General features: G+C 58.3%; 10 protein-coding genes, 2 tRNA genes and 1 riboswitch. Of the genes, 3 read left to right on the forward strand and 9 right to left on the reverse strand.

Annotated elements, in window-relative coordinates:
* Positions 1-44: 44 nt before the first annotated feature.
* From smrA to G5253_RS09055, 3 genes are all read right to left on the reverse strand, one after another.
* Entirely contained in the window at positions 45-626 is a 582-nt protein-coding gene (smrA, locus tag G5253_RS09045) for a DNA endonuclease SmrA (protein WP_266134157.1), read from the reverse strand.
* Positions 627-813: 187 nt separating this feature from the next.
* On the reverse strand, positions 814-993 hold the full coding sequence (locus tag G5253_RS09050) for a DUF3149 domain-containing protein (RefSeq protein WP_005338733.1): 180 nt from the start codon (positions 991-993) through the stop codon (positions 814-816).
* A 121-nt stretch (positions 994-1,114) separates the two neighbouring features.
* Positions 1,115-2,017, reverse strand: coding sequence for a TraB/GumN family protein (locus G5253_RS09055; protein WP_266134156.1), 903 nt, complete (start codon positions 2,015-2,017; stop codon positions 1,115-1,117).
* 88 nt (positions 2,018-2,105) lie between these two features.
* Between G5253_RS09055 and G5253_RS09060 the strand changes: the two genes are divergently transcribed.
* Positions 2,106-2,438 (forward strand): DUF1904 family protein, encoded by a 333-nt coding sequence (locus G5253_RS09060; protein WP_266134155.1) that lies wholly within the window; start codon positions 2,106-2,108, stop codon positions 2,436-2,438.
* Between the two features lie 108 nt (positions 2,439-2,546).
* Here G5253_RS09060 and G5253_RS09065 read toward each other — a convergent pair whose 3' ends face one another.
* The 5 genes from G5253_RS09065 to G5253_RS09085 form a co-directional block, all read right to left on the reverse strand.
* Positions 2,547-3,374 carry an SDR family oxidoreductase gene (locus G5253_RS09065; protein ID WP_266134154.1) on the reverse strand — a complete coding sequence of 276 codons (828 nt, stop codon included), beginning with the start codon at positions 3,372-3,374 and terminating at the stop codon, positions 2,547-2,549.
* A gap of 137 nt (positions 3,375-3,511) precedes the next feature.
* Positions 3,512-4,960 (reverse strand): OprD family outer membrane porin, encoded by a 1,449-nt coding sequence (locus G5253_RS09070; protein WP_204481162.1) that lies wholly within the window; start codon positions 4,958-4,960, stop codon positions 3,512-3,514.
* Positions 4,961-5,456: 496 nt separating this feature from the next.
* Positions 5,457-7,394 (reverse strand): methyl-accepting chemotaxis protein, encoded by a 1,938-nt coding sequence (locus G5253_RS09075; protein WP_266134153.1) that lies wholly within the window; start codon positions 7,392-7,394, stop codon positions 5,457-5,459.
* A 105-nt stretch (positions 7,395-7,499) separates the two neighbouring features.
* Positions 7,500-8,384 (reverse strand): DMT family transporter, encoded by an 885-nt coding sequence (locus G5253_RS09080; protein WP_266134152.1) that lies wholly within the window; start codon positions 8,382-8,384, stop codon positions 7,500-7,502.
* Positions 8,385-8,592: 208 nt separating this feature from the next.
* Positions 8,593-8,669, reverse strand: a tRNA-Arg gene (locus G5253_RS09085).
* A gap of 456 nt (positions 8,670-9,125) precedes the next feature.
* Positions 9,126-9,213: riboswitch (cyclic di-GMP riboswitch) on the forward strand.
* Positions 9,214-9,311: 98 nt separating this feature from the next.
* Here G5253_RS09085 and G5253_RS09090 point away from each other — a divergent pair.
* Positions 9,312-11,909, forward strand: coding sequence for a glycosyl hydrolase family 18 protein (locus G5253_RS09090; protein ID WP_266134151.1), 2,598 nt, complete (start codon positions 9,312-9,314; stop codon positions 11,907-11,909).
* A gap of 876 nt (positions 11,910-12,785) precedes the next feature.
* Here G5253_RS09090 and G5253_RS09095 read toward each other — a convergent pair.
* Positions 12,786-13,121: a hypothetical protein gene (locus G5253_RS09095; RefSeq protein WP_266134150.1), complete on the reverse strand. Its 336-nt coding sequence runs from the start codon at positions 13,119-13,121 to the stop codon at positions 12,786-12,788.
* A 45-nt stretch (positions 13,122-13,166) separates the two neighbouring features.
* Here G5253_RS09095 and G5253_RS09100 point away from each other — a divergent pair.
* Positions 13,167-13,242: transfer RNA gene (locus tag G5253_RS09100), tRNA-Ala, on the forward strand.

Here is a 13,242-nt window from a genome sequence, read left to right on the forward strand (position 1 = left end):
CACCTTCATGCAGGCGGGCCAAAGGCGTGGGGGCGAAACGCGGATTAGCCGAGCCGCTTCTGGTGCCGTTCGCGGTTTTCCGCTTTTTTGCGTTCGCTTTTACGCAGCAGCACGTATAGAGCACCGCTGCCGCCGTGGCGACGCTCGGCACTGTGGATCGCCATGACGGCGGGCAGTTGCGGCAACCAGGCGCTGACATAGCTTTTCAGCAGGGCACGCGGGGTGCTGCGCTCCCCCTTGCCGTGCAGGATCAGCAGGCAGCGGATATCCCGGACTTCACAATCCGTAATGAACTGCACCAGCGTCTGGCGCGCTTCGTTGAGGGTTTTCTGGTGCAAGTCCAGGCTGGCCTGCAGCTCGTATTTGCCGAGCCGCAGCTTCTTGTAGACCCCCTCCTGCACCCCATCGCGCTTGAAACCGACGATTTCGTGCGGATCGCGCATCTCGATGGCCTCCATGGTGAGGTGGTCGAGGGCGAGTTGCTCGGCGGTGGCAGCCTGACGGCGAGCGAGCTGCGCCTCGGTCGGGGCGGATTTGGCCGCCTGGGGATGGATGTTGTCGCTGCGAATGGGCCGCACGTCGGCCACTTCATTCATAAATAGCGAGAGTTCGTCGTTATGAGACACGGCAGGCTCCCCATAAGAAAAAGTGGGGGTCATTATAACGGTCGCAACCGGCACAGAAAACGGGGAAAGGGGGAGGGGATAAGGGGCACCCGGCATGGACACTGGTGCATCCTGGACCGGGAATCACAGTCGCGAACCATAAAACAGCACAGGCGGTCAGTGTGAACTGCCGCCTGTGGTCAGAGGATTACTTGCCCTCTTTGGGCTGTTGAGAATGGGGTTGCTGTGAATGAGGCGGTTGCGAGTGCATCACCTTGTAGATGAAGTAGGCCGCGTAAGAGCTGATCAGCAAGAAGGTGCCGATAATCACCAGCATCGACATCAATCCCACGCTGTTGCCAAACATCAGGTCCAGCCAAAAGTCCATTTTATTGCTCCTGTCACCCGGTTGATGACAGGCATGATAAATACCTCTTTGCCCTGTCCGGGATGATCCCGATCAACTCCCTTGCAGGTTGTTTAATAACCAGCGCGATCTGTGATAGTTCTCACTGGACTCCTTGCGACCGAGCCTGCACCGGACCCGGTGTGGTGAGCGGGGTAATGCGCCACCCTTGCTGCTCCAGCAACGCCAGCAACCCCTGCTCGCCATAAAGGTGCAGGGCGCCTACCACGATAAAGCTCTCGTTGGGCAGGGTGGACCATTTCTTCAGCCAGTTATGGTTGCGCTCGGCCAGCAGGGTCTGCTCCATCCAGCTCTGTAGCGCGGGCGGGGCCATCTCCTCCTTGAGCAGATTGATCAGCGTCGCCTCATCCCCCTGCTGCCACGCCTTCATCACGGCGGCGAAACCTGTCTCCAGCATCGGCAGCTCATCCAGGGTGCTGGCGAGCATCAGGGTCTGGTTGTCACCCACGCTGGCCAGATAACCGAGCTGCTCCAGCAGGGTTTCAAAACCCACTACCGGTTTGCCCTCTTTGGCGGCCCGGACGGCAAAGTGCTGGTCTATCCCGAGTTCACTCTTGAAGTCGGAGCGGGCCATGGCGGCCTGGGTCAGGGTAATGGCGGCAAACCAGGGGCGCAGGGTAGAGAGGGTAGCTTCGTCGATGCCATAGCGGGCCCCCGCCATCAGGGTGCGTTGATAGAGCTCGGCAGGCAGATGATCCTTGAGCGGCTTGCCATCCACCAGTCGGGTGAGGGAGCCGGTCTGTTGCCACTGATCCTGCGTGATGCTGTTCATGTCCACCTCCATCACCAGTGCGCGACTCTGCAGCCAGGCACGCTCCACCGGCTCGGGCAGAGGATAGAGGGCTGGCTTGCCCGCATGGATGGAGCCCAGCAGCCAGTGTTGCTGGTTGCCCTTGCTCACCCGATAGAACGCGGGATCGGCAAAGGCGTGCAGCGGTAGCAGCAGGCAGAGCAGGAAGGCAAAGAGGGTGCGATGAAATCTCATGGGGATCCTTAATGTGCGCCGGGTGACTTCTCTTGCTGACAATAACTCCTATGATAAGTCCTCATTTCAGATAACCAAGAGGTTTGCCATGCCCCATCTTCGTTTTCGCGCCGTGACGCTCGATACCCTGCAACAGTTGAGCGGCCCGCTGCTGGCCGAGCTTTGCGAGCTGACCGGCGGCAAGCCGGAGTTTGTCACCATGGAGCGGGTGGAGAGCTGCTGGATCCGCAACGGCGAGCCAGAGACGGGTTTTCCGTTTGTTGAGCTGCACTGGTTCGAGCGGCCACAAGAGATGCAGGACGCCGCCGCGCGCCTTATCACGCGCCATTTGAAACGGGTGCTGGGGGAGCAGATCTATGTGGTGGTGCAGGTGATCCCTCTGGTCAAGAGTGCCTACTACAGCAATGGCGAGCACTATTAATGGCGAGCACTATTGAAGAGAGGAACAAACCAGGTTGGCGGGACGGGTGACGCTGCTACCCGGCTAACGCCACTTGGGCGACCGGGTACTTGGTCGCCAATCACAGGATCAGGCCGATTTTGCCAGCAGTTTATCGAGCCAGCGAGTGGGCAATACCCGTCGCAGGAAGGCAAACAGCCGGGTCGGAGTGGTCACCGGATAGCGCGCTTTGGGATGGGCGTGGGTCAGCGCATGGAGCAGCGGCGGGATGCAGGCTTCGCTGGAGAGGGTAAAGCCGCTGGTTGCTCCCTCTTTTTCCAGCCGTGTCAGGGTCTGGCGATAGGCCAACTGATGACGGCTCTGGGCCGGATCGATGTGGCGCAAGAAGGCGCTGCGGGCATTGGCACGAAAACGGGTATCGATGGGGCCCGGTTCAATCAGGCTGATATGTACCCCACTACCCGCCAGTTCGAGGCGCAGAGTGTCGCTATAACCTTCCAGCGCAAATTTGCTGGCGTTGTAGGCGCCGCGATACTTCATGGCAACCAGTCCCAGAACCGAGCTGTTCTGCACTATCCGTCCCTCTTTGGCCTCCAGCATCGGCGGCAGCACCTGACGGATCAGATGGTGCCAGCCAAACAGGTTGGTATTGAACTGCTCCCTGAGCGCTTCGGTGGGCAGATCTTCCAGCGCCCCGGGTTGGCCATAAGCGCCATTGTTGAACAGGCCATAGAGGCGCCCGCCTGCCAGATGGAGCGCCGCACTGGCACCCAGCTCGATGGAGGCAGAATCCGCCAGATCCAGCTGTACTGCCAGCAATCCCTGTTGCTGCAGACGGGCCACATCTTCCGCCTTGCGCGCCGAGGCGATCACGGTAAAACCGTGCTGCCCGAGCGCCTGTGCGGCGGCGAGGCCAATACCGCTGGAACAACCGGTGATCAAAACAAAACGGGGCATGATGGCGTCCTTGTGACTGCTGACAAAAGCGTGCTGGTGAGTGGATAAAACCCTTATCCGGCTCGCATGTTAGCCTGCCAACCGGAAAAAAGAAAACCGGGCCAAGTGGCCCGGTTTGCTGACATCGTATTGCCTGATTACATGAAGGTAAGCGGCATGATGATGTGGAACTTGACGTCGTGCTCGGAGGCGAAGATGTTGGGGTAATCGGTCCAACCGCCGCCCTGGCTGATGTCGTTGTTGTAGTCGGTGTAGTGCAGTTTGAACAGGGTGCCTTTCAGCTTGCCATCCTGCACGGTATAGCTGACATCGAAGTTGACGGCCCACTCGGTATCCTCGCCGTTGGCTGCTTTCTTGCCTTGGCCATTTTCGATATCCCAACCGTAGGCGCCGGATACACCGACAGCCCAGCCCGGCGCACCAACCAGATCATCCAGAGAACGGGTCACGCCGAAGAACAGTGCTTTTTCGTTGTTGGCGTTCCAGTCAGAGCGGGAATCCCACCAAATTTCGTTGGCGCCCTGGGAGTTGGCGTAGCCACGGGTCAGACGGGGCAGGTAGTTGCCTTCCGCACCTTCAGCCTTGGTCCACAGACCTTCCAGACGGAAGCCGTATTGGGCGTAGTTCCAGGCAGCGGTCAGTGCTTGTTGCCATGCCAGGCCGTCGTAAGTTTCAATCTGGGAGCCGCCCTTGGTGTAGGTCTCGGTCTCGGAACCGTAGAACTGGTAGCTGGTGGCGAGGCCGCCCAGTACGTCAAACTTGTGAGCCAGTTTGAAGTGGTAGCTGTCCATGTAGCCTTCGGACTGACCGAAAGAACCGGTCACGGCAGTGCCATTTTCAAAGGTGTAACGAGCCGCGATACCGTGGATATAGTCGATGACGTTTTCATCAGCGAACGGATCCATCCACGCTTTGGCGCGAGAGAAGACCTGAGTCTCTTTGTACCAGGGGGCCTTGTACTCGTCAGCGATGGCGTAGGTCAGGTAGAGACCGCCAAAGTTGCCTTCGACTTGACCACCACGATAGGTGCCCGGCTGATAGGACCAGTTAACACCGATTTGGCCAGGGACATACAGCTGGGTGTAACCACCCTTGGCAGTCACACCGCCGTCCAGGAATTTCAGCTTCAGAGCTGCGTTGGAGAGGCTGAAGCCACCCTCGGGAGAGCCATCTTTGTAGTTGTTGCCCCAGGAGTTGCCTGCGAAGGAGAATTCGTTCTCCTGGTTGACCGGATGGTTTTCGGTAACGGCCAGGTCATAGGCACCGAAGCCGCCCAGATCCAGACCAACAGTGTCCCAGGCATAACCGGAGTTGAAGTTGAGAGCGGCCTGGACGGTGGAATGGCTCAGGTTGGACTGGTATTTGCCTTCTTTCTTGGCGGCAGTCGGGTCACCATCGATGCGCTGACGATCACGCTGGAAGTAGAACAGACCGCCGGTCAGTTTGGAGTCTTTAACGAAGGTTTCATAGGACTGGCCGTATTCCGGGCTCATCATATCCTGGGCTGCCAACGCCATGCCGGGGGCGACCAGAGCGGCTACCACAGCGGCACTCAAAGCGGCGCGCTTGAAGATCACTTTTTCCATTTTTATTGCTCCTGATTTTATGGACTTAGCTTTTTTCCGGCAGCTGGCATCGGGCCTACCGCTCGGTATTGGCATTGCAATCAAAACCCCGAAGGGCAAAAAATCTTCTCTTGGTTATCTGCAAACCCGGATGTCTTGGCACATCTGTAGTTGGCAGTCCTGATCATCACATGTTGTTTTTTTGTTCCGATTCTTGGCTATCGGACAACTCCAAGAGTACGTTCGCGGTGCGAAATATCAATGAAAAGTTCCCTCAACGTTTCAAAAGTATGACCGAGTGCAAATAATCATGGGCAAGGTCGTAAACAGCCTCATGGCCGGTATCACGGTAATGAGAGCGTTTTCTTGGAGGTGTGGCCAGCGCCGGTGCGGGTTTTCATCAGATACGGGGGAAGGGAAGCTGTTAACCTGCAGGCAACATATAATTTTGTGCTACAAAAAAACTTTCCCTCTGGTCGAGGGAAAGTGAATTGGTGGGGATGTGGGGCGAATAGGGTCAGCCTTGCTGGCCGAGGATGCGGGGGATCTGTTGCGCCTGATGGTGGATATGGGACGAGACCTGCACCGAGAGTTGGCTTACCTGACAGGCCTGCTGACGAATACGGGCGATCAGATCGGCAAAACTGGCCAGCTTGTGCTCCTGACTTTTGGCATTGTCGGCGCCCTGCAGGGCGATCACTGCGGTGTTGCGGGCGATCTCCCGCACCGCCTGGGTGGTCTGGCGCAACTGCTCGGCTTGTGCCCGTTGGCGGCTTGACTCGCTGGTGATCCGGTTCAGCACGGTGCCAAGCTGTTCACCAGATTGGGTCAGACGCCGCAGAATCTCGGTGATCTGGTTGAGGGATTGCTGGGTATTGGCCGAGAGGTGGCGCACCTCATCGGCGACCACGGCAAAGCCGCGCCCCTGTTCCCCTGCACGGGCCGCTTCGATGGCGGCGTTGAGGGCCAGCAAGTTGGTCTGCTGGGCGATATGACTGATGACATCGACAATGTCCGTCACATCGGCAACCGAGCGGGTGAGGGCTTCCAGCGCCTCATCGCTCTCGTCAATTGCCAGCCCGGTCTGACGAGTAGCGTGCAGCATGCTGCCCACCAGATCTTCGCTCTGGCTCATCGCCTGTTCGTTATGGTGGGCATGCCGGGCGATGTCGGCGGCGACCTGATGGACCTCTCCGGCCAGCTGGTTCAGCTCATCCATCATCTGACCGCTCTCGTCGACTACCAGCTCGGTGGTGCGGGTGCTGTGGTGGATCTCGTCAACCTGGCTGACCATTCCTTTCAGACTGAGGGATACCGCAGACAGCTGCCCCTCTTTCTGTTGTTGATCCTGCTGCAGGCGACCGATCAGCCGATTGTAGCTGGCAACGATATCGGCCAGCTCGTTGCGATCACGCCCGGCAGATAACGGCTCGGCCTGCCCAGTCTGATCGAGCTGCAGAAAGGCTCCGCGCAGTCGCAACAAGGGAGCGAGCAGCCAGCGTCGTTGCACCAGTGCAAACAGCAGGGCGACTACCACCAGACAGAGCGCCAGCGTGCCGAGGATGGTGGCCAGCTCCTGATTGACGGCTTGCCGCTCGTGGGCAAGTTGTTCCCCCATCTGTCTGGTCGCTTGCAACATGGCCATGATGTCTTGCTGCACGGTCTGGCGGCCAGCCTGTTGCTGTTGTAGCGCCGTGCGGCTGTTGGCCAGCTCCTGCGGATAGCGGCCCAGCAGCGAGCGTAATTCGCTGCGCGGTTGATCTCCCAGCTCCTTGCGTACCGGCTCCCCCAGGGTGAACTCATCGGCGGGCGCATCTTCATACAGGCCGAGCAGCGGCAAGGCTTGCAGCGCTTGGGCCTGTTTTTGCAGTGCCTCCAGCTCGAAGCGGATCCCTTCGAGCAGCTTCTCATTGCCCTGTTCCATATAGCTTTGGCGCAAATGGGCGAGGCGCGGCAGGCCCGACAGGATCTCGGTTGCACCGCGGCGATATTGCTGTGCTGCGGCAGATTGTTCCGTGCTGGCACCTTGCTCCCCATAGCGGATCAGCGCCATAGCCTGGCTGCCCAGCTCACTCTCCGCATTTTGCAGCAGCAGCTGGCTGTTGCCCGAGAGCTTGCCTGCGGCCTGATAGTCGTGCGCGATGCGCTGCGCCATCTGTTCGAGTTGCTGTCTGAGCGGTGCCGCCACGGCATCATCCTGAGCGGCCAGCGAGGAGATCGCTTGCTGGCGGATCTTCTCTGCCGCGGTCAATTGCTGTGGATCGCCGCTGTTGAGGTAGTCACGCAGGCTGTTTTGCAGGGTCACCGTCACCAGTTGTTGCAGCGTCTCGTGCTGATGCTGGGCCTGATTGGTGCGGGCAAGCTGTTGCCAGCCGTGGTAGAGGGCCAGCGCCTGTCCTCCCGCGACCAGTAACAGAACCAGGGAGGAGAGGGTGGCGTAATGGGCGATTTTCACTGGGTAATTCCTGTCAGCACAGACCATGGGGGAGCGTGGCCCGAGCCTAAACAGGGATGATGGCGTTTTTATGACAGCATGGTCAGGTGGCCCTATTTTACCGACTTAACTGGCTGGGGATGCCAGTGCTCTGTTGCGTTGGCCCAGCATACCGAGCAGGGCGCCGCCCATGATAAGTGCACCGGCCAGCAGATGGCGCGAGGTCAGCCTTTCTCCATTGAGCAACACCAGCAGCAAGGTACTCAGCAGCGGTGTCAGGTAGGCAAGGGCACCGATCCGGCGTGGATCGCCGTCTCGCAGTGCCAGATACCAAGTCACAAAGGCCGCCCCCATGGGGCCCAGCGCCAGCCCGATGATCAGCCACCAGTCACTGGTGGGGATCTGCGTGAGTGGCAGGGGCCCCTCCAGCAGACGGGCAAGCAGCAGCGCCAGCAAACCCGCGGGCAGACAGGCTGCCGCAGTGACCACGGCGGGGGCTGGCGGCAGACGGCGTGATAATACCGAGTAGACTCCCCAGACGACAGCTGCACCGAGCGCCAACAGGTATCCCGGCAGATAGGTCTGCTGTAGTTGCAGCTCGCCGTTGACCATCACCAGCATGGAGCCCGCCAGACCAAAGGCGCCAGCCAGCAGGTGATTGGCATGGAGTGGATGGCCGGGCAACAACAGCGGGGTGAACAGAATGATGCAGAGCGGCCAGAGGTAGTTGATGAGGTTGGCCTCCAGCACCGGGGCATGGCGAAAGCTCATAAAGAGCAGCAGATGGTAGAGCAGCAATGCCGCAACCGTCACCAGCCAGGTAATCGGACGAGCATGCCACTGGCGCCAGAACGGCAAGGCCCCGACCCCGCAGAAAAACAGCACCAGCCCGACCAGTACCAGCGGTGACACGCTGGTAACCCGTGACGTCAGCGCCGCCAGCGAGGCCCACAGCACAATGGTCAGCAAGGCAAAACCGGTGGATCTATCCCACCAGGAACATCCGGACATCCAACACTCCTTTGCAAGATGAAGCTGCTGGCTTTGCCGCAGGGCTCAGCCAAAAAGAAGCAGTCTATCAGAGAGAGGATAGATGCCGAATGCTGCGTGAATACAATTGCTTGTGACTTGGTGAGGATTTTGATGGTGCAAGCTGAGTGCTGCTGGACGTCGAACTAATCGCCAAAGAGATGAGTGAATGCGAAAAGGGGATGATGGGTGGCGTCCCAGGCAGGATTCGAACCTGCGACCTCGCCCTTAGGAGGGGCGCGCGCTATCCAGCTGTGCCACTGGGACGTGCGGGCATTATATAAAAATGCCAATAAAAATAAACAACTGCGTATGTCTGTTTATCCAGTTGCTTACATTCTGGCCGGATTGTACGTTTGTGCTCTGGGGGTCAGATAAACAAGTTTGTGGTGTCTGAATAAGAAGGGGTGGGGGGAGGAAGATACTGGTATGCAATAAATTGACTTTTAATTCACTTGTTGCCGTGAGGTATGGCTACCTCTTGTTGTGTTGTGCCACAGGTGTTGAGCTTTTGTCGCTTTATTTTGTTTTAGTGAAATTTTTAGCTTAATCAGTTGGGTAGCTATTAATAATGGCCAATGCTCCCTTGTATTTTAAAGATGAATCATGAGGCCATGGCTCAGCGTCAGGTACGGTCAGTAGCGGGTTTGGAATGGTCTTGTTTGCTTAGTTATATAAATTGCCATAGAGTTAATTCGCGATTAGTTATCGCCGAAAATAAAGTTGTGACAAGGGCAAACCGATTGAAAAGTCGGGACGCAAAGCCTCCGGTCTAAAGGCGTTGTTGAGCTGGGATAGCGGGGCCACCACAGTGTTATGCTGGCTGCCTTTGCCAAGGGGTAGTCGTGTTTGTGTTGCCTGTCGTGATGTGTTGCCCTTTCGTTTGTCCATAACGTAAAGGAAAACAATATGCTAAGTCCAAAACCCGCATCGCTGGCCATGATGGTCGGCTCCCTGCTTGCCTCATCTGCCGTTTATGCGGCCGCGCCGGGCAAGCCCACCATCGGCTGGGGTCCCACCAAGTTCGCCATTGTTGAAGTGGATCAGGCGGCAACCTCCTACAACAATCTGGTCAAGGTCAAGGATGCCGCCGATGTGGAGGTGAGCTGGAACCTCTGGAGCGGTGACGTCGGCCAGACTGCTGGGGTGCTGCTTGATGGCAAGGAGGTGTGGTCTGGCCCCTCTGCTGCTGCAGGCACGGCCAAATTCAAGGTGAACAAAGGTGGGCGCTACCAGATGCAGGTGGCCCTCTGCAATGCCGATGGCTGTACTCTCTCTGATGCCAAGGAGATCGTGGTCGCCGATACCGATGGCAGCCACCTGGCGCCGCTAAAGGCCGCGTTGCAGGAGAACAACAAGCCCTACGCCAACAAGTCCGGCAAGGTGGTCGGTACCTACTACGTGGAGTGGGGCGTCTATGGTCGCAAGTTCACAGTGGACAAGATCCCGGCCCAGAACCTGACCCATATCCTCTATGGTTTCACCCCCATCTGTGGCGGGGATGGCCTCAACGATAGCCTCAAGGAGATCGAAGGGAGCTTCCAGGCGTTGCAACGTGCGTGTGCCGGTCGTGCCGACTTCAAGGTTGCGATCCACGATCCTTGGGCCGCCGTTCAGATGCCGCAAAGTGGCCTGACTGCCTATGACGAGCCTTACAAGGGTAACTTCGGTGCCCTGATGGCGCTCAAACAGGCTTACCCTGACCTCAAGATCCTCCCCTCCGTCGGCGGCTGGACCCTCTCCGACCCCTTCTACTTCCTCGGCGACAAGAGCAAGCGCGATACCTTCGTCGCCTCAGTCAAAGAGTTCCTGCAGACCTGGAAATTCTTCGATGGCGTTGATATCGACTGGGAATATCCGGGTGGACAGGGCGCCAACCCGAAACTGGGCAGCCCGAGCGATGGCGCAACCTATGTGACCCTGATGAAGGAGCTGCGCGCCATGCTCGATGAGCTGGAGTCGCAGACTGGTCGCAAGTATGAGCTCACCTCCGCTGTCGGCGCCGGTTACGACAAGATTGAAGATGTCGATTACCGCGCGGCCCAGCAGTACATGAGCCACATCTTTATGATGACCTACGACTACAACGGCGCATGGAGCAATACCGAGCTGGGTCACCAGACCAACCTCTACGCGGCGAGCTGGGATCCCAACACCAAGTACACCACCGACAAGGCGGTCAACCTGATGCTGGCGCAGGGGGTTGACCCCGGCAAGCTGGTGGTTGGTGCCGCCATGTATGGCCGTGGCTGGACTGGCGTGAGCGGCTATCAGGGCAACAACCCCTTCACCGGCAAGGCGACCGGCAAGGTGAAAGGCACCTGGGAGGATGGCGTGGTCGATTACCGCGACATCGTCAACAACCGTATGGGCAGTGGCTGGGAGAAGAGCTACGACGAGGTGGCCGAGGCTCCCTATCTGTTCAAGGCTTCGACCGGCGATCTCATCACCTATGACAACGACCGCTCGGTCAAGGCCAAGGGGCAGTATGTGCTGGCCAACAAGCTGGGTGGCCTCTTCTCCTGGGAGATTGATGCCGACAACGGCGACATCCTCAATGCCATGCACGAGGGTCTGGGTCACGGCGAGGGAACCACTCCGCCAGCCAACAAGCCGCCGGTGGCCAACGCGGGCAGCGATCTGAGTGTCACCGGCCCGACCGAGGTGACGCTGAACGGCTCCGCGTCCCACGACCCGGAAAATGGCGCCCTCACCTATAGCTGGAAGCAGGTCTCCGGCCCGCAGGCCACCTTGCTGGATGCCACTCAGGCCAAGGCCCGGGTTGTACTCGATGCGGTGACCGCCGACATCAATCTGGTGTTCGAGCTGGCAGTGACCGACGACCACAACCTCACCGCCCGCGATCAGGTGGTGGTCACCAACAAGGCGCCGCAGCCCAACCTGCCGCCACTGGTTAGCCTGCCGGCTACCGCTTCCGTGGAATCCGGCAAGCAGGTGACCCTCAAGGCGACCGCATCTGACCCGAACGGTGATCCGCTCACCTATCAGTGGACGGTACCGGCCGGCCTCACCGCCAGCGGTCAGAACAGTGCCACCCTGGTGGTCACCGGTCCGAACGTTACCAGCGATACCGCCTATGACCTGAGCCTCACCGTCTCCGACGGCGCGCTGGATGCCAGTGCCGCCACCCGTCTGACGGTCAAGCCGGTCAGCGGTGGTGGCGGTTGCTCGGCCACTGATCCGGATGCCGCCAACTGGCCTGCCTGGCAGGCGAGCAAGGTCTACAACGGCGGTGACAAGGTGAGCCACAACCAGCTGGTGTGGCAGGCCAAGTACTGGACTCAGGGCAACGAACCGAGCCGTACCGCGGATCAGTGGTTGCTGGTGAGCAAGGTGCAACTGGGTTGGGATGCCAATGTAGCTTACAACGGTGGCGAGATCACCACCCATAATGGCCGTCAATGGAAAGCGCAATACTGGACCAAGGGCAACGAGCCCGGCAAACACGACGTCTGGCAGGATGTGGGGGCCGCCAGCTGTAAATAAGGCTTGAGTTGTGGCGGGGCATGCTGGTCATGCCCCGCTTTTGCAACCCGCGGCGCTGAACATTGGTTGCTCTGCCAATCCCTCTTTTTCTGCTCTGTCTTGTATCCGGTCAGGCCGACTTGTGGTGCCGGCATGAAGGCTCTCCCCAAGTGATGGCTGCACTGCTCTCTGATAAGGTGTGAACCTGATTCGTGGTAACCTTTCCGCTGTTGTAATTACACTGCTGGAAAGTCTGCGGCCGAATATTTTCAGGTTGCCCAAGAGGCGAGCATCCCGCTGTTGGCGAGACAGGCCAGCGGGTCGGTATCGCCAGGATGAGGGCTTGCTCAACTTCGCTTGCTCTTTTTAAATCTCTGTCCGTCGTCATGCTGTCCCTTCATGCAGTACCTAATCGACGGCATTTGGCTGTTGAACAAGGATGGCAAGCATCATAGCCAGCTTCCCGGATGCTGGTGTTATCCAAGCCAGCGCTCCCGGCAAGGGGATTTCATGGTGTCATACCTGGATCAGGCCGAGATCCTGCAATGAGCCGATGCAATAAAAGATGGGGCCTGCGGGCCCCATTCTTGTTTGGTGGAGTTCAGGTTTGGCCGTGGAACATCTGGCCCGGACAGGACAGCGCCTCGAAAGGGCTGTGTGATGATGTGTGTTGTTGTTTTATTACATTTTCCGTGAAAGGCTTTCAGCAATTATTTGCCGTAGCGGAAGTAGTATTCACGGGTGGAGGGGGCATAGGCATCTTTCTCTACAACGCCGTTCTTGGTGGTTGCACCGCGCAGGTGGAACAGGACTGCCAGATTCTCAAACATGGTTTACCTCATCGCTCTGTCATTTATGGTTATGGTGTGTGACGTGGGTCACGGTTTGATCCTATGGTCATTTGTGAGCCAGATCAACTTTCTGTGTTGTAAATTTACAAAAATCATGGAAAGGGTTTTCAAATGCAATGCCCTTTATGGAAAGGCTTTCCCGAGGTGACGGGGGAGAAGCTGATGATCGGCCAGCAAAAGAGGCCTGATAGCGGGGGCGTTGCAAGGGGAAAGAGGCTCGCTGCACGGCCTCTCCTTTATAGGTGCTTGAGCCGATTTGTGACATAAAACAGAGAGATAGCACGCGTCTTGCTGGTAAAAACAGCGAACTGCTGCAATTTTGACTAAACGAATCAGTCGCGGTTATTTTAGGGTTGACAGCAAAGCGGGTGATGCCTATCATGCGCCTCCGTTGCCGGAGATAACTTCGGTGGCGCCGAGGTGAGTTGGGGTTATAGCTCAGCTGGGAGAGCGCTTGCATGGCATGCAAGAGGTCCGCGGTTCGATCCCGCGTAGCTCCACCA

This window comes from Aeromonas sp. 602658 (assembly GCF_049173005.1).
Classification (GTDB): domain Bacteria; phylum Pseudomonadota; class Gammaproteobacteria; order Enterobacterales; family Aeromonadaceae; genus Aeromonas; species Aeromonas veronii_A.

What these genes read in the sequence shown, in the direction of transcription:
- G5253_RS09050 (WP_005338733.1), bottom strand. Translation starts at nt 993, where the DNA reads ATGGACTTTTGGCTGGACCTGATGTTTGGCAACAGCGTGGGATTGATG.
- G5253_RS09055 (WP_266134156.1), bottom strand. Translation starts at nt 2,017, where the DNA reads ATGAGATTTCATCGCACCCTCTTTGCCTTCCTGCTCTGCCTGCTGCTA.
- G5253_RS09060 (WP_266134155.1), top strand. Translation starts at nt 2,106, where the DNA reads ATGCCCCATCTTCGTTTTCGCGCCGTGACGCTCGATACCCTGCAACAG.
- G5253_RS09065 (WP_266134154.1), bottom strand. Translation starts at nt 3,374, where the DNA reads ATGCCCCGTTTTGTTTTGATCACCGGTTGTTCCAGCGGTATTGGCCTC.
- G5253_RS09070 (WP_204481162.1), bottom strand. Translation starts at nt 4,960, where the DNA reads ATGGAAAAAGTGATCTTCAAGCGCGCCGCTTTGAGTGCCGCTGTGGTA.
- G5253_RS09080 (WP_266134152.1), bottom strand. Translation starts at nt 8,384, where the DNA reads ATGTCCGGATGTTCCTGGTGGGATAGATCCACCGGTTTTGCCTTGCTG.
- G5253_RS09090 (WP_266134151.1), top strand. Translation starts at nt 9,312, where the DNA reads ATGCTAAGTCCAAAACCCGCATCGCTGGCCATGATGGTCGGCTCCCTG.
- G5253_RS09095 (WP_266134150.1), bottom strand. Translation starts at nt 13,121, where the DNA reads ATGATAGGCATCACCCGCTTTGCTGTCAACCCTAAAATAACCGCGACT.